The following is a 15,445-nucleotide window of genomic DNA, read 5'->3' on the forward strand; positions in this document are numbered from 1 at the left end:
CCTCAGGCCTTCGCCAGCGCCAGGGCCGAGCCCTGGCCCACGCCGACGCACATGGTGGCCAGCGCGCGTTCGCCGCCGCGGTCCTTCAGCGCCCGGGCCGCGGTCAGCGCCAGCCGCGCGCCGGATGCGCCCAGCGGGTGGCCGATGGCGATGGCGCCGCCGTGCGGATTGACGTGCTCGGCGTCGTCGGCCAGCCCCCAGGCGCGCGTGCAGGCCAGCGCCTGGGCCGCGAAGGCCTCGTTCAGCTCGATGACGTCGAAGTCGCGGGCCCGGATGCCCAGCCGGCGGGTCAGCTTCTCCACGGCCGGCACCGGCCCGACGCCCATCACCCGCGGCGGCACGCCGCCGGCCGCGCCGCCCTCGATGCGGGCCAGCGGCTCCAGGCCGAACTTCGCCACCATCTCCTCGGAGGCCAGCAGTAGGGCCGCGGCGCCGTCATTGACGCCTGAGGCGTTGCCCGCGGTCACCGTGCCGTCGGGCCGCACGATCGGCTTCAGCGCCTGCAGGGCCGCCAGCGTGGTGTCCGGCCGCGGGTGCTCGTCCTGGCTGACGGTGACGTCGCCCTTGCGATCCTTGATCGTCACCGGCGCGATCTCGCCGTCGAAGAAGCCGCGCTCGCGCGCCGCGCCGACCCGCTGCTGGCTGCGGAAGGCGAAGGCGTCCTGGTCCTCGCGGGCGATCTGGTGGTCGGTGGCGACGTTCTCGGCGGTCTCCGGCATGGAGTCGACGCCGAACGCCTGCTGCATCTTCGGGTTCACGAACCGCCAGCCGATGGTGGTGTCGTGGATCTCCGCCGCGCGCGAGAAGGCGCTTTCCGCCTTGCCCATGACGAACGGCGAGCGGGTCATGCTCTCCACCCCGCCGGCGACGATCAGGTCGGCGTCGCCCGAGGCGATGGCCCGGGCCCCGGCGATCACCGCGTCCAGGCCCGAGGCGCAGAGGCGGTTCACCGTGAAGCCCGGCGTGGTCACCGGCATGCCCGCCAGCAGCAGCGCCATGCGCGCCACGTTGCGGTTATCCTCGCCGGCCTGGTTGACGCAGCCGTAGATCACCTCGTCGACCTGTTCCCAGTCGATCTTGGGCAGCCGGGCCATCAATTCCCGCAGCGGATGCGCTGCCAAGTCGTCGGCCCGCACCTTGGCCAGCGCACCGCCGTACCGGCCGATCGGCGTGCGCACGCCCGTGCAGAGATAGACGGTCCGGCCTTGCATGATGGCTCCTTGCCCCCTTAAGCGGTGACCCGCCCCCACGGGTTCGATCGACGGGTTCGAAATCGGCGGGCCAAACTAGTGTTTGAAACGGCGCGGGGCAAACCCTTCGCGGAGGCTGGAGGCCCGATGGACGGCGGCGGCGAAGAGCAGAGCTACGCCTCGACCCTGGTGGAGGTGAGCGAGGGCGAGTGGGCCGGGTGGAAGACCTACACCGGCGGCGATCCCTTCGAGGACCATGCCGGTCCGTTCTATTGGAAGACCGGCGCCGACGGCCGGCCGGTGTGCGCCTTCCGCGCCGAGCAGAAGCACATGAACGGCGGCGGTTTCATGCACGGCGGCTGCATCATGACCTTCGCCGACTATTCGATCTTCGTGTTCGGCCGGGAGGCCATCGAGGGTAGCCGCAGCGTCACCGCCACCTTCAACGGCGAGTTCGTGGGCCCGGTGCCGCTCGGCGCGCTGGTGGAGAGCACCGGCGAGGTCGTTAAGGCCGGCCGCAGCATGGTCTTCCTGCGAGGCCTGATCACCGCCGGCGGCGAGCCGGTGATGAGCTTCTCCGCGGTGATCAAGAAGACCAGCCCCCGGGTCGCCGTCTGAATCCCGACTGATCGTCGACAGGGCGGGCGACCTCCGGCTCGGGCCAATGTGCCCGGTGAAACCGAAGGGAGCCGATCATGGCGAAGGTCCTTGTCCTCTACCATTCCACCTACGGCCACATCGAAGCGATGGCCCAGGCTGAAGCCGAAGGCGCACGCTCGGTGGACGGCGTGCAGGCGGACATCAAGCGCGTCCCCGAACTGGTGCCCGAAGAGGTCGCCCGAAACGCCGGCTACAAGCTCGACCAGGCCGCGCCGGTGGCGAAGATCGACGACCTGGCCGGCTATGACGCGGTCATCGTGGGCTGCGGCACGCGGTTCGGGCGGATGGCGTCGCAGATGGCCAACTTCCTCGATCAGGCCGGCGGGCTGTGGGTCAGCGGCGCATTGAACGGCAAGGTCGGCGCGGCCTTCACCTCCACCGCCACCCAGCACGGCGGCCAGGAGACGACGCAGTTCTCGATCATCACCACCCTGATGCACCTGGGCCTGGTGGTGGTGGGCCTGCCCTACTCGTTCGTCGGCCAGATGACGCTCGACGAGATCACCGGCTGCAGCCCCTACGGCGCCTCCACCATCACCGGCGGCCAGGGCCAGCGGATGCCGAGCGCCAATGAACTCGACGGCGCGCGCTTCCAGGGCCGGCTGGTGGCCGAGACCGCGATGAGGCTGGCGGGCCAGTTCGCCGAGCTTCACCGGCCCGTGCCGGAGGCCGAGGCGAGGTCGTGGGAGACGCCCGAGGAAGTGGCGCGAACTTAGGCCCGCCGCTCAGGCCGGCCGCTCGCGCATGCCGGCCTTCGCCGCCGGCCGCTCCCGCATGGCCGCGGCCCAGCGGCCCACGTGGACGAGGTCCTCGGGCGGCCGAAGCTTGATCATCCGGCCGAAGTCGATGCCGACGAAGGCGACGATGTCGGCGATGGTCAGCCGTTCGGCCCCCAGCCACGGGCTCTCGCCCAGGCGGCGGTCGAGCACCTTCAGCGCCTTGAGGCCGGCCTGGATGTTGTACTCGCCGACCGGCGCGTTCTGCTGCTCCAGCGCCGCCATCGCCGGATGGGAGTGGCGCACCCCGATCATCAGCGGCGTCGCCACCAGCATCTCCGCGCGGCGGGTCCACATCTCGATCACCGCGGTCTCTTCCGGCGTACGGCCGAACAGGTTCGGCTCCGGATAGCGGCTCTCCAGGTAGCGGCAGATGGCCAGGCTCTCGGTGATGCAGGTCCCGTCGTCCAGCTCCAGGGCCGGCACGTTGGGCAGGCCGGTCTTGGCCAGGTAGTCCGGCTGCCGGTGATCGCCCTCCATCAGGTTGAGGCGGACGACCTCGATGTCCTCGATGGCCTTCTCGGCCATGAACCAGCGCACCCGACGCGGGTTGGGCGCGAGCGGGGTGTCGTAGAGCTTCATCGGACGGACCTCCCTATTGCCCGAACAGGCCTTGCGGCATGGCGCCCACCACCGAGGCGGTGAGGCAGGTGGCCAGGAAGCCGGCGAACATCGCCTTCCAGACCATGCCCACCACCTCGGCCCGGCGCTCCGGGACCAGCACCGTATACCCGGCGAGGTTGATGCCCACCGAGGCGATGTTGGCGAAGCCGCACAGCGCGTAGGTCATGATCACCCGGGTCCGCTCGGCGATGTCGCCCACCGGCATGGCGCCCATGCGGATGAAGGCGGTGAACTCGGTCAGCACCAGCTTCACCCCCAGCAGCGAGCCCGCCGTCGGCGCGTCCTTCCACGGGATGCCCAGCGACCAGGCCAGCGGCGCGAACACGATGCCGAGAACGCGCTCCACCGAGATCGGCGCGCCGCCCACCTGGCCCAGCACGCCGAGCAGGCCGTTCAGCATCGCCACAAGGGCCACGAAGACGATCAGGGTCGCGCCGACGTTGAGCACGATCTGCAGGCCGTCGTTGGTGCCCTTAATCAGGGCGTCGACCGAGCTTTCGTAGGTCTTGGTCGCCGCCGTATCGAGGTCCTGGGCGACCTCGGCGTCGGCATGGCGAGGCACCACGATGCGGGCGAGCAGCACGCCGGCCGGGGCGGAGATGATCGAGGCGGTCAGCACGTGGGCCGCGGCGTTGGGCAGCACGCCCTTCAGGATGGTGGCGTAGGCGACCATGGTCGAGCCGGAGACGCAGCTCATCCCGACCGTGATCAGCATGAACAGCTCCGAGCGCGACAGGCTGGTCAGGTAGCTGCGGATGAAGATCGGGCCCTCCACCTGGCCCATGAACACCGTGGCCGCGGTGGCCAGGGCGGGCGCGCCGCGCAGGCCCATGGTCTTCTCGAACACGAAGCCGAAGCCCTGGGTGATCCAGCGCAGGATCCGCCAGTGCCAGAGCAGGGCCGCGAGCGCGCAGACCACCAGGATCACCGGCAGCACGCGGAAGGCGAACACGAACAGCGAGCCCGGGTCGGTCAGGGCATAGGGCTGGTTCGGCGTGCCGGCCAGGAAGCCGAACACGAAGGCGACGCCCGCCTGGGTGCTGTTGGACAGCCCGTCCACCGCCTGCCCCACCCCGGCCAGCCCGGCCCGCAGCGCCGGCAGGCCGAACAGCGCGAGCACCAGCAGGCCCTGGACGATCACCGCCCCGATCGCCAGCTTCCAGGGGAAGCGGCGGCGCTCCTCCGACATCGCCCAGCACAGGGCGATGGTCAGCGCCACGCCCACCAGGCTCTGGGCGTTTTCGAGACGGAACATGGATGGCCCCCAAGCCGCCGCCTCCGAGTCAGGCGGCCTCACCGCCGAAAGAGGCGCCAGAAGCGGCCTGCGCGCAAGGCAGCGGTAACAGGGACGTCACACTAGGCGACGGACAGCACCACGCCGCCGTCCACCCGGATCGGGGCGCCGGTGACCGCCGAGGCCTCGCGCGAGCAGACGAAGGCGACGACGTCGGCCACCTCCTCGACCTCGATGAAGCGCTTCAGCAGCGAGGTCGGACGGGCATGGCGGAAGAACGCCGCCTCCATCTCCGCCTCGGTGCGGCCCTGTTGGCGCGCCAGGTTCTGCACGAAGCCCTCGACCCCTTCCGAGCGCGTCGGCCCCGGCAGCACGGCGTTGACGGTGACCCCGCTGCTGTCCAGCGCCTGGGCGAAGCCGCGGGTCAGCGACAGCATGGCGGTCTTGGTCATGCCGTAGTGGACCATCTCGGTGGGGATCTGGATCGCCGATTCCGAGGAGATGAAGACGATCCGGCCGAAGCCCTTCTCCCGCATCCGCGGCCCGAGCGCGCGGGTCAGGCGCACGGCGCCCAGCACATTGACCTGGAAGGCCTTCTCCCAGTCCTCGTCGGGGATCTCGAAGACGTCCTTGGGCTCGAACCAGCCGGCGTTGTTGACCAGGATGTCGATCTCGCCCGCGGCGGCCAGCACCTGCCCGGCGCCCTCCGCCGTGGCGATGTCGCCGGCGGCGGGGAAGAACCGTCCGGCCGGGACCTTGCCCTGCAGCGCGGCGATGGCGCTCTCCACGCGGGCTGCGGTGCGGCCATTGATCCCCACCTCCGCGCCGTTGGCGGCCAGGCGTTCGGCGATGGCCAGTCCGATGCCGGCCGTGGAGCCGGTGACCAGCGCGCGGAGGCCGGCGAGATCGATCTGCATGGGGATTCCTTCCTGAAGCGGGACCGCCCTCAGATGGGGCGCCGCGTCCGCGGGCCCAAGGGCGCGGCCGGCTCAGCCGGCTTTGCTTGACGACGGCTCCGCTGCCCCGCACAACGCCGCCGAATTCGAACACTTGTTCCAAAGGGGAACCCCATGGCGGACATCCGCTTCGACGGCAAAGTGGCGATCGTCACCGGCGCAGGCGGCGGCCTCGGCCGCCAGCACGCCCTGGAGCTCGCGCGGCGCGGCGCCAGGGTGCTGGTCAACGACCTGGGCGGCTCGGTCGACGGCTCCGGCGGCGGCTCCGAGGCGGCGCACAAGGTCGTCGACGAGATCAAGGCGGCCGGCGGCGAAGCGATCGCCAACGGCTCGTCGGTGACCGATGACGCGGGCGTGGCGCTGATGGTCAAGCAGGCGATGGACGCCTGGGGCCGCATCGACATCCTGGTCGCCAACGCGGGCGTCCTGCGGGACAAGACCTTCTCCAAGATGGAGCTCGCCGACTTCGAGTTCGTGCTCGGCGTCCACCTGCTGGGCACAGTGAAGCCGGCCAAGGCGGTCTGGGAGATCATGCGCGAGCAGAACTACGGGCGGATCGTGGTCACCACCTCCTCGTCCGGCCTCTACGGCAACTTCGGCCAGTCCAACTACGGCGCGGCCAAGCTGGGCATCGTCGGCTTCATGAACACGCTGAAGCTCGAGGGCCAGAAGAACAACATCCACGTCAACGCCATCGCCCCGGTGGCCGCCACGCGGATGACCGAGAACCTGATGCCGCCGGCGGTGCTGGAGCGGCTGAAGCCGGAGTTCGTCACCCCCGGCGTGGTCTTCCTCTGCTCGGAAGATGCGCCCACCGGCGCGATCCTGACCGCCGGGGCCGGCGCCTTCGCGGTCGCCCGCATCGTCGAGACCGAGGGCGTCTATCTCGGCGAAGGCGGCCTCTCCGTCGAGGAGGTGCGCGACAACTGGGAGAAGATCGCCGCGCCGGAAGGCCAGCAGCCCTACCAGACCGGCGGCGAGCAGACGGCCAAGTTCTTCCGCAAGATGCAGGGCGGCTGACCGCTCCCTAACGGCAAGGCTTGACGGGCGGCCGAGAGGCCGCCCGTTGTCGTTGGGGTGACCCGTATTACGCCGAATCCACTTGCGCCTCCGCAGGTGATCGAGCGTAACTTACGATAGAACCGCACCCGTCAGAGGCGCGGACGCCCAGGAGACGCGAGCTTGCCCCAGGCCAAGACCCCCCCGGCCCCTGGCCGGATGTCCCTATCATCCGTCCTCACCTTCGCCTGCGCCTACCTGCCCTTCGTGGCGCTGCAGCTCTCCGTGGCGGTGCAGCTTCCGCGGTTCTTCGCCAGCCACCTGGGCGTCGGCCTGGTGGTGGTCGGCGCCGCCTTCGGGCTGATCCGCTTCATCGACATCCCGCTCGATCCCATGCTTGGCCTGGCCATGGACCGCACCCACTCGCGGCTCGGGCGATACCGGCTGTGGATGATGATGGGCGCGCCGGTGCTGATGCTCGCCCTCTACATGCTCTACCAGGCGCCCGAAGGCGTCGGTCAGGGCTACCTGATGGTCTGGCTGCTGGTGATGTATGTCGGCATGTCGATGCTGCTACTTGCGGCCAACGCCTGGGCGTCGATCCTGGCCACCTCCTACAAGGACCGCTCGCGGATCTTCGGCGCCATGGCCGGGGTCGGCGTGCTTGGCGCGCTCGCGGTGCTGGTCATCCCCATCGTCATGGCCCAGATGCATCACACCGAGGCCGAGGGCGTGCGCGCCATCGGCTGGTTCCTGTTCGCCGTCGTGCCGATCGCCATCGGCGTGGCTGCGGTGCGCACCCGCGAGCCGCGCACCCACGCCGGCCACGAACAGTTCGCGCTCAAGGACTACCTGGGTCTGATCGCCCGGCCGAACATGCTGCGGCTACTGTTGTCGGACCTGTGCGTGACACTGGGCCCGGGCTGGATGGCGGCGCTCTACCTCTACTTCTTCAAGGACAGCCGCGGCTTCACCACCACCGAGGCCAACCTGCTGCTGATGTTCTACATCGCCGCCGGGCTGATCGGCGCGCCGGCCACGGCCTGGCTGGCGAACCGGATCAGCAAGCACCGCGCGCTGATGGTGACCACCACCGGCTATTCGCTGATGCTGCTGTTGATCTTCGTCATGCCGAAGGGCGCGTTCCTGCTCGCCATCCCGGCCATGATGCTGGCCGGCGCGCTGGCGGCGGGGTTCGTGGTGATGATCCGCGCCATCACCGCCGACATCGGCGACGAGATCCGGCTGGAGAAGGGCAAGCAGCAGATCGGCCTGCTCTATGCCCTGACCAACGCCACCACCAAGGTCGCCGGCGCCTTCTCGATCACCCTGACCTTCAACGTCCTGGCCGCCATCGGCTACAACCCCAAGGAAGGCGCGGTGAACGGGCCCGCCCAGATCCGCGGCCTGGAGCTCGCCTACATCATCGGCCCGATCTTCTTCGTCATGCTTGGAGGCGCCTGCTTCCTCGGCTACAGGCTCACCGCCGAGCGCCATGCGGAGATCCGCCGCCAGCTGGACGAACGCGACGCCGCCTACAACGAGGCGCCGGTGATCGAGGGCCTCACCGCCGAACCCGGCATCCCGGCGACCGGCCGCCCCTGACCCTCCCTGACCGGGCGGAAGGGGGTTGCGCCCCGCCGCCCGCCGCGCTCTCCTCACCGGATTAAGCGCCCCTCCAGAGGGCGACCTATTCATTATTGGGAGACGCTTCGTGACATCAGCCTCGGCCGCGCCTGCGGCGGGGACCCCTGCGTCCGGTCGTTCGGACAGGATCCCCCTCTTCCACATCCTCGCGCTCGGCATGACCGGCCTGCCGCTGTCGATGATCCTGACCACCTTCGGGGTCTTCCTGCCGCCGTTCTACGTGACCCTGGGCGTTAGCTTCGCCGCGGTGGGCGCCGCGGTCGGCATCGTGCGGCTGTTCGACGTCTTCATCGACCCGGTGGTCGGCATGGCCATGGACCAGACCCGCACCCCCATCGGGCGCTATCGCCCCTGGCTGCTGTGCGGCGCGCCGATCCTGATGTTCGGCCTCTACAAGCTGTTCCTGCCCGACGGGCCGGTGGACCAGACCTACCTCATCACCTGGCTGCTGTTCGCCTACGTCGGCAACTCGATCCTGACGCTGGGCGTCGCCGCCTGGGGGGCCAATGTCGCGGCCGCCTATCACGAGCGGGCCCGGGTCTATGGCTACACCCAGGGCATGGCGGTGATCGGCATCACCGTGCTGCTGCTGCTGGGCCTGATCACCCACGGCCGGATCCAGCCGGGCAAGGCCGACAGCATGGGCTCGATCGGCCTGATCATGATCATCGCGGTTCCGATCGCAGTGCTGTTCACCACCCTGTTCACCCCGGAGCGCAAGCTGTCGGGGATCACCAAGACCAAGTTCAGCTTCGCCGACTACGCGGTGGCCCTGAAGCGGCCGTCGATGCTGCGGCTGATCGCGGCCGACTTCGTGCTGACCCTGGGCGCCGGCGCCACCGGCCCGATCTTCCTCTACTTCTTCCACGACGCGAAAGGCTTCTCCCGCGGCGTGACCAGCACGCTGCTGGTGTTCTACATCGGCGCCGGCCTGGTGGGCGCGCCGTTCTGGAGCTGGGTGGCGCAGAAGGTCAGCAAGCACCGCGCCGTGCAGCTCGGCTGCGTCGCCTACGCGGCCTGCCAGACCGTGCTGATGGCCATCCCCGCGAAGCTCTACATGCCCACCGCGCTCGGCATGTTCGCGGTCGGCTTCTCGGCCAGCGCCTTCATCCCCCTGGTCCGCTCGATGGTCGCCGACATCTCCGACGAGGTCCGCCTCGACACCGGCAAGGACCTTTCCAGCGTGCTCTACGCCATGGTCACCACCACCATGAAGGTGGGCCTGGCGATCAGCGTGACCATCATCTTCCCGATCCTCCAGTTCGTCGGCTACGACGGCCACGAGGGGGCGGTGAACACCCCCGAGGCCATCCGCGGCCTGGAGATGTGCTACCTGTTCGCACCGATCATCCTGGTGTTCCTCGGCGGCGCGACGCTGTTCGGCTACGGACTCGACGCCAAGCGCCACGGCGAGATCCGGGCCCAGCTGGAGGCGCGCGAGGTCGCGGCGGCGGAGGAAAGCCTGGTCGGTCCGATCGGCTCGCCGGCGGCGGCCGAATAGGCCTCAGGCGAGCGCCCGGGCCATCTGCAGGAAGACCCGGGCGGCCGGGCTGTCGGGCGCCGTCGCCACCAGCGGCCGGCCGGTGTCGCAGGCTTCACGCAGGGCGATGTCGATGGGCACCTCGCCCAGCAGCGGCACGCCCAGCCGCTGCGCCTCCGCCGCCGCGCCGCCCTGGCCGAAGATCGGGATCGGCGCGCCGGTGGCGGGATCGGGGAAATAGGCCATGTTCTCGATCACGCCCAGGATCGCCGCGCCGGTCTTCTGGAACATGGCCGCGGCCCGCCGTGCGTCGATCAGGGCGATCTCCTGCGGCGTGGAGACGATCACCACCCCGTCGAGCTTCAGCCGCTGCACGAGGGTCAGCTGGATGTCGCCGGTGCCCGGCGGCAGGTCGACCACCAGCACGTCCAGCGGCGCCTCCGCCGTCCCCCAGTTGGAGCCCATCAGGGTGCGCAGGGCCGACGAGGCCATCGGCCCGCGCCAGATGTTGGCCGTGCCCGGCTCGACGATGAAGCCGATCGAGATCACCTTGACGCCCCAGGCCTCCAGCGGATTGAGCCGCTTGTCGGCGTCGAAGGTCGGCTCGCCGTCGACCCCCAGCATGTGCGGCGCGGAGGGCCCGTAGATGTCGGCGTCCAGCAGGCCGGCGCGCAGGCCATTGGCGGCGAAGGCCGCGGCCAGGTTGACCGCCACCGTCGACTTGCCGACCCCGCCCTTGCCGCTGGCGACGGCGATCACCTTGCGCACGTGGGCCGGCCGCTCGGCTTCCGGCATATCGCCCAGCCGCGCCTGCGGGTCCTCGGACAGCCGCGCCCGGCGCGGGGTCGGCGCACGCAGTTGCGGGGCGGCCGTCTCCGCCGTCAGCACCACCTGGGCGGTCTCGATCCCCGGCACGTGCGCCAGGGCGCGCTCGGCCGCGTCGCGCACCGGGGCGTAGGTCTCGATATCGGCCGGCGGGACCTCCAGCATGAAGGCCGCCCGCGAACCGCGCAGCACCAGGCCGCGCACCAATCCCGCCGACGCCAGGCCCTGGCCGGACTTCGGGTCCCGCACATGGTCGAGGGCTTCGAGAATGACGGCTCGGTGGGGTCCGGCGGGTTCGCTCATGACGCCTTTGTCTTGCTTTGGCCGATAAGGGGTCTCATATCCGGCTGACAGCGCCGGTTTACAAGCCCGATCGGGGGCTTGAGCGACACGGCCGCGCCTGGATTTGAGTTTGACCAAGACGCGACGCCGCTGATGCCCTGGAACGACAACGCCAATCCCGGCCCTTGGGGCTCTCCCCCGTCCGGTGACGACGGCGATCGCCGCGACGCGCCTCAGCGCCGGCCGCAGGGCGGCGGCCCGCGCCGTCCGGAAGGTCCCGGCGGCCCCAACTTCAATGCCGGCTTCGAACGGCTGGCGCAGCGCCTGCGCAACCTGTTCGGCGGCGGTCCCGGCCAGGGCGTGCGGCCGGGCGCAGTGGCGGCCATCGCCGGCGGCGCCTTTGCGCTCTGGGCGCTCTCCGGCCTCTACGTCGTCCAGCCCAACGAAGAAGCGGTGGTCACCACCTTCGGCGCCTTCTCGCGCTCCGAGACGCCGGGCCTGCGCTACCACCTGCCCTCGCCGATCGAGCACGTCGAGAAGGTGGCGGTCACCTCGCTGAACCGCATCGACATCGGCGGCACGGCCGACGCCGACGTGCCGCAGGAAAGCCTGATGCTGACCGGCGACCAGAACATCGTCGACCTCGACTTCAGCGTCACCTGGCGGGTCGCCGACGCCTCCCGCTTCCTGTTCGCCACCCGCAATCCCGAGGAGGCGATCAAGGCGGTCGCCGAGAGCGCCATGCGCGAGGTGGTCGGCAAGACCGCCCTGCAGCCGATCCTCACCACCGGCCGCGGCCAGGTGCAGCTGCAGGCCGCCGACCTGATGCAGCGCACCCTGGATTCCTGGGGCGCGGGGGTCAGCATCGTGGAAGTGCAGATCCGCTCGTCCAACCCGCCGCAGGAGGTGGTCGCCGCCTTCCGCGAGGTGAACAACGCCAGCCAGGACGCCGATTCCGCCGTCAACGAGGCCAACACCTACCGCAACCGGGTGATCAACGAGGCCAAGGGCGACGCCGCGCGCATCATCCAGTCGGCCCAGGGCTATCGCGAGCAGTCGGTCCGCGAGGCGCTGGGCGAGGCCTCGCGCTTCAACCAGATCTATGGCGAGTACCGCCGCTCCCCCGCCGTCACCCGTGAGCGCCTCTACATCGAGACCATGCAGCGGGTGCTGGCCAAGTCGAACAAGGTGATCGTCGACGGCAAGGGCACGAGCGCCCCGATCATCCTGCCGCCCGACGTCTTCCGGCCACGCAGCGCGCCGGCGCCGATCGTCCAGGCGGCGCCGGACTCGACGCCCACCCCGAACCCGCCTGCCGCGAAGGCCCAACCATGAGCCGCCGCCCCCTCTTCGCCTATGCGGTCGTAGCCCTCCTGCTGCTGATCGTGCTCGCCAACACCTTGTTCGTGGTGGACCAGCGCCAGCAGGCCATCGTCGTGCGCTTCGGCGATCCCGTGCGCGTCATCCATGCCCCCGGCCAGGGCGGCGCGGGCCTCAACGTCAAGGCGCCGTTCCTGGAGCACGTGATCAAGCTCGACCGGCGCAACCTGGCGCTGGAAGCCGACCAGGAAGAGGTCATCGCCGCCGACCAGGAGCGCCTGGTGGTGGACGCCTTCCTCCGCTACCGGATCTCCAATCCGCTGCAGTACTACCGCACCCTGCGCGACGACCGGATCGCCGCCGACCGGCTGGAGCGGCTGGTGAACTCGGCGCTCCGCCAGGTGCTCGGCTCGGCCACGTCGACGGAGATCATCTCCGGCCGGCGCGCCCAGCTGATGCAGCAGACCCGCCTCGACGTGGAGCGCCGCGCCGCCGCCTCGCGGCTCGGCATCCAGGTCATCGACCTGCGGATCAAGCGCGCCGACCTGCCGGCCGCCAACCAGGCCGCCGTCTACCGCCGCATGCAGACCTCCCGCCAGCAGGAGGCCGCCCGCATCCGCGCGGTCGGCGAGCAGCAGAAGCGCGAGATCATCGCCGGCGCCGACAAGGAAGTGGCGATCACGCTCGCCACCGCCCAGGAAGAAGGCGACACCACCCGCGGCCAGGGCGACGCCCAGCGCACGCGGATCTTCGCCGAGAGCTTCGGGCGCGACGCGGGCTTCGCCTCCTTCTACCGCTCGATGCAGGCCTATGAGGCCGGCCTCGGCCAGGGGGACACCACGATGGTCCTGTCCCCCGACAGCGCCTTCTTCCGCTACTTCGAGCGCGGGCCGTCGGCGGCGGGCGGCAGCCGCCGCTGATGCCGCGGCTGGTCCGGCCGGCCGCGGCGTACATGGCCTCCTTCGTGGAGGCCATGGCCGAAGGCTATTCCCGCGACACCCTGCGTCCGGAGACGCCGGAGACCATCGCCGCGGTCGCCGCCGATCCCGCCTGGTTCCTCGGCCAGCTGCTGGAGCCGCCGACCACCGTCGTCCTGCCGGACGGCACGCTGGGCGAGCGCGTGCCCGAGACCCTGCTCTGGTACGTGGAGGGCGATGCGTTCCTCGGCTCGGTCAGCGTACGCCACCGCCTCACCGCCATCCTGGAGCAGTGGGGCGGCCACATCGGCTACGCCGTGCGGCCGGCCGCCCGCGGCCGCGGTTACGCCAGCGCCATGCTGGCCGGGATGCTCGACCACTGCCGGGCGAACCTGCGGCTGGAGCGGGTCATGCTGACGGTCAACACCAACAATCCCGCCTCGATCCGGGTGATCGAGAAGAACGGCGGCGTGCTGGGCGACACCGTTCCCCATCCGTGGGTCGAGGGCGACGAGGGCCGCCGCTACTGGATCGCGCTGCGCTAGCGGGGCAAGACTGTCGGCCACGACGGAGACCGCGCATGACCGACGCCGCCACGCCTGAGCCGATCCTCGAGCCCGACCTGCCGATCGTCGATCCGCACCACCACCTGTGGGACCGCGCGCTGACCGCCCCGCTCGCCGACCTGCCGCCGCCGCAGCACGGCTTCGAGGCGGTGATCCGCCTGCAGCCCCGCTACCTGCTGGACGAACTGCTGGCCGACACCAAGAGCGGCCACAACGTCGTCGCCACCGTGTTCGTGGAGTGCGGCGCCATGTACCGCGCCGACGGGCCGGCGGCCCTGCGCTGCGTCGGCGAGACCGAGTTCGTCAACGGCGTCGCGGCGATGAGCGCCAGCGGCGTCTACGGCGACATCCGCGCCTGCGCCGGCATCGTCGGCCGCGCCGACTTCACCATGGGCGACGCCGTGGTCGAGGTGCTGGAAGCCCACGTCGCGGCCGGCGGCGGCCGCTTCCGCGGCGTGCGGCAGAGCGCGTCGCACGATCCGGACAAGGCGGTGCTGGGCCCCTTGGCGCGGATCGACGGCGGCCTCTACGCGTCCGACGCCTTCCGCTCGGGGTTCGGCCGCCTGGCGCCGCTCGGCCTGTCCTTCGACGCCTGGCTGCTGGAGCCGCAGCTGCCGGAGCTGATCGATCTGGCCCGCGCCTTCCCCGACACCACCATCGTGCTCGACCACGTCGGCACCCCGCTGGGGATCGCCAGCTACGACGGTCGCCGGGAGGAGCGCTTCGCCGTCTGGCGCGACAACATCCGCGCGCTCGCCGCCTCGCCCAACGTCTTCGTCAAGCTGGGCGGCCTGGCCATGGTGTTCTGCGGCTTCCCCTCGTTCCTGGCCGAACCGCGGGCCTCCTCGCTGCAGCTGGCGACGGAGTGGGCGCCCTACATCGGGACCTGCATCGAGGCCTTCGGCCCGGAGCGCTGCATGTTCGAGAGCAACTTCCCGGTCGACCTGGGGAGCGGCAGCTACGCCACCATCTGGAACGCCTTCAAGCGGATCGCCGCGGGATCGTCGGCCGACGAGAAGACTGCGCTGTTCAGCGGCGCCGCCGCCAAGGCCTACCGCCTGCACCTCTGAGCGCCGATCGTGCTATGGCTCGGCTCGCAGCCAAAGGAACACCCGTGAAGCCACCGCCCTCCAAGACCCGCTTCTCGGACCTGAAGGGCTCGGGCGGCCAGAGCTCCGGGAGCAAGTCCACCTTCGCGCCGCCGACCCCGATGGTCAGCCGCCAGAAGCGCGCCAAGGTGCTGACGGCCGCCGAGCGCGCGGCCTTCCTGGCCTCCCGACCGGACCTCAAGAAGCCCTAGCCGGCCTGCGCCTCCAAGAGCTCGCGCACCTCGTGCAGGTCGCGGGCGATGCGGATGCAGAGCGCGTGCATCTCCTCGGTCGGGTCGAGCAGGTCCGGCACCATGATGGTCATCATCCCGGCGGCGTGGGCGGCGCGCACGCCGTTGTGGCTGTCCTCCAGCGCCAGGCAGTCGGCCGGCTCGATCCCCAGGGCGGCGGCGGCCTTCAGGAACGGCTCCGGATGCGGCTTGCCGTTGGTCTGCACGTCGCGGGTGATCAGCGCATCGAACCGCGGCACCAGCCCATGCGGCCCCAGGCTCTGCTCGACGCTGGCCAGGCCCGAGGAGGTGGCGATCGCCCGCGGCATGTGGGCGGCGTCCAGGTAGTCGAGGATCTCGACCACCCCGGCCTTCAGGGCGATCCCAGCGCCCAGCCCCTCGCGGAAATGACGGCTGATCTGTTCCGACCAGGCGGCGAGGTCGAAGTCCTCGCCGAAGTGCTCGAGGACGATCTTGTCGCTGTGGGCGTGCTGCAGCCCGACCATCCGCTGGAAGGTGGCGAACGGCATCTCGCCGCCCAACGCGCGGGCGGTTTCCTGCATCGCCTTGAAGACCAGCTGTTCGGTGTCGACCAGCAGGCCGTCCATATCGAAGACGACGGCTTTGACGCGGCGGGGCAGGCTCATGGGC

At 70.5% G+C, this 15,445-nt stretch carries 16 protein-coding genes; 10 read left to right on the forward strand and 6 right to left on the reverse strand.

The annotated features are described in order from the left end of the window. Nucleotides 1–2: 2 nt before the first annotated feature. A complete protein-coding gene (gene pcaF / locus DJ021_RS01845; protein WP_111455917.1) occupies nucleotides 3–1,211 on the reverse strand; it encodes a 3-oxoadipyl-CoA thiolase in 1,209 nt (402 codons plus the stop codon). 126 nt (nucleotides 1,212–1,337) lie between these two features. On the opposite strand from pcaF, the gene DJ021_RS01850 reads away from it, so the two are divergent. Next, nucleotides 1,338–1,808 carry a PaaI family thioesterase gene (locus DJ021_RS01850; RefSeq protein WP_111455918.1) on the forward strand — a complete coding sequence of 157 codons (471 nt, stop codon included), beginning with the start codon at nucleotides 1,338–1,340 and terminating at the stop codon, nucleotides 1,806–1,808. A 77-nt stretch (nucleotides 1,809–1,885) separates the two neighbouring features. Then, nucleotides 1,886–2,566: an NAD(P)H:quinone oxidoreductase gene (wrbA, locus tag DJ021_RS01855; protein ID WP_111455919.1), complete on the forward strand. Its 681-nt coding sequence runs from the start codon at nucleotides 1,886–1,888 to the stop codon at nucleotides 2,564–2,566. 9 nt (nucleotides 2,567–2,575) lie between these two features. Here wrbA and DJ021_RS01860 read toward each other — a convergent pair whose 3' ends face one another. From DJ021_RS01860 to DJ021_RS01870, 3 genes are all read right to left on the reverse strand, one after another. Continuing rightward, nucleotides 2,576–3,208 carry a glutathione S-transferase family protein gene (locus tag DJ021_RS01860; protein WP_111455920.1) on the reverse strand — a complete coding sequence of 211 codons (633 nt, stop codon included), beginning with the start codon at nucleotides 3,206–3,208 and terminating at the stop codon, nucleotides 2,576–2,578. Nucleotides 3,209–3,221: 13 nt separating this feature from the next. Beyond that, complete coding sequence (locus tag DJ021_RS01865; RefSeq protein WP_111455921.1) at nucleotides 3,222–4,505, reverse strand: NupC/NupG family nucleoside CNT transporter; 1,284 nt, start codon at nucleotides 4,503–4,505, stop codon at nucleotides 3,222–3,224. A 101-nt stretch (nucleotides 4,506–4,606) separates the two neighbouring features. After that, nucleotides 4,607–5,401: an SDR family NAD(P)-dependent oxidoreductase gene (locus DJ021_RS01870; protein WP_111455922.1), complete on the reverse strand. Its 795-nt coding sequence runs from the start codon at nucleotides 5,399–5,401 to the stop codon at nucleotides 4,607–4,609. Between the two features lie 153 nt (nucleotides 5,402–5,554). On the opposite strand from DJ021_RS01870, the gene DJ021_RS01875 reads away from it, so the two are divergent. From DJ021_RS01875 to DJ021_RS01885, 3 genes are all read left to right on the forward strand, one after another. Continuing rightward, nucleotides 5,555–6,460, forward strand: coding sequence for an SDR family NAD(P)-dependent oxidoreductase (locus DJ021_RS01875; RefSeq protein WP_111455923.1), 906 nt, complete (start codon nucleotides 5,555–5,557; stop codon nucleotides 6,458–6,460). A gap of 198 nt (nucleotides 6,461–6,658) precedes the next feature. Further along, nucleotides 6,659–8,044: an MFS transporter gene (locus DJ021_RS01880; protein WP_111455924.1), complete on the forward strand. Its 1,386-nt coding sequence runs from the start codon at nucleotides 6,659–6,661 to the stop codon at nucleotides 8,042–8,044. Between the two features lie 109 nt (nucleotides 8,045–8,153). Then, complete coding sequence (locus DJ021_RS01885; protein ID WP_133254917.1) at nucleotides 8,154–9,587, forward strand: MFS transporter; 1,434 nt, start codon at nucleotides 8,154–8,156, stop codon at nucleotides 9,585–9,587. Between the two features lie 3 nt (nucleotides 9,588–9,590). Here DJ021_RS01885 and DJ021_RS01890 read toward each other — a convergent pair whose 3' ends face one another. After that, nucleotides 9,591–10,694, reverse strand: coding sequence for an Mrp/NBP35 family ATP-binding protein (locus DJ021_RS01890; RefSeq protein WP_111455926.1), 1,104 nt, complete (start codon nucleotides 10,692–10,694; stop codon nucleotides 9,591–9,593). Nucleotides 10,695–10,826: 132 nt separating this feature from the next. Here DJ021_RS01890 and hflK point away from each other — a divergent pair, with 132 nt between their 5' ends. Genes hflK through DJ021_RS01915 form a run of 5 tightly spaced genes read left to right on the forward strand, consistent with a single transcriptional unit; the run spans nucleotide 10,827 to nucleotide 14,776 of the window. Further along, nucleotides 10,827–12,008: an FtsH protease activity modulator HflK gene (gene hflK / locus DJ021_RS01895; protein ID WP_111455927.1), complete on the forward strand. Its 1,182-nt coding sequence runs from the start codon at nucleotides 10,827–10,829 to the stop codon at nucleotides 12,006–12,008. Then, the gene (gene hflC / locus DJ021_RS01900; protein WP_111455928.1) at nucleotides 12,005–12,913 is read left to right on the forward strand and encodes a protease modulator HflC; all 909 of its coding nucleotides are present in this window, start codon (nucleotides 12,005–12,007) and stop codon (nucleotides 12,911–12,913) included. Before hflK ends, hflC begins: the two co-directional genes overlap by 4 nt. Beyond that, nucleotides 12,913–13,455: a GNAT family N-acetyltransferase gene (locus DJ021_RS01905; protein WP_111455929.1), complete on the forward strand. Its 543-nt coding sequence runs from the start codon at nucleotides 12,913–12,915 to the stop codon at nucleotides 13,453–13,455. The genes hflC and DJ021_RS01905 overlap by 1 nt, the downstream gene beginning before the upstream one ends. A 35-nt stretch (nucleotides 13,456–13,490) precedes the next feature. Beyond that, complete coding sequence (locus tag DJ021_RS01910; protein ID WP_111455930.1) at nucleotides 13,491–14,546, forward strand: amidohydrolase family protein; 1,056 nt, start codon at nucleotides 13,491–13,493, stop codon at nucleotides 14,544–14,546. A gap of 44 nt (nucleotides 14,547–14,590) precedes the next feature. Continuing rightward, nucleotides 14,591–14,776, forward strand: coding sequence for a hypothetical protein (locus DJ021_RS01915; RefSeq protein ID WP_111455931.1), 186 nt, complete (start codon nucleotides 14,591–14,593; stop codon nucleotides 14,774–14,776). On the opposite strand, the gene DJ021_RS01920 is transcribed toward DJ021_RS01915, so the two are convergent. Further along, nucleotides 14,773–15,441: an HAD family hydrolase gene (locus tag DJ021_RS01920; RefSeq protein WP_111455932.1), complete on the reverse strand. Its 669-nt coding sequence runs from the start codon at nucleotides 15,439–15,441 to the stop codon at nucleotides 14,773–14,775. The two genes, DJ021_RS01915 and DJ021_RS01920, sit on opposite strands and share 4 nt — an antisense overlap. Nucleotides 15,442–15,445: the final 4 nt, after the last annotated feature.

Source organism: Phenylobacterium hankyongense (assembly GCF_003254505.1).
Lineage (GTDB): Bacteria > Pseudomonadota > Alphaproteobacteria > Caulobacterales > Caulobacteraceae > Phenylobacterium > Phenylobacterium hankyongense.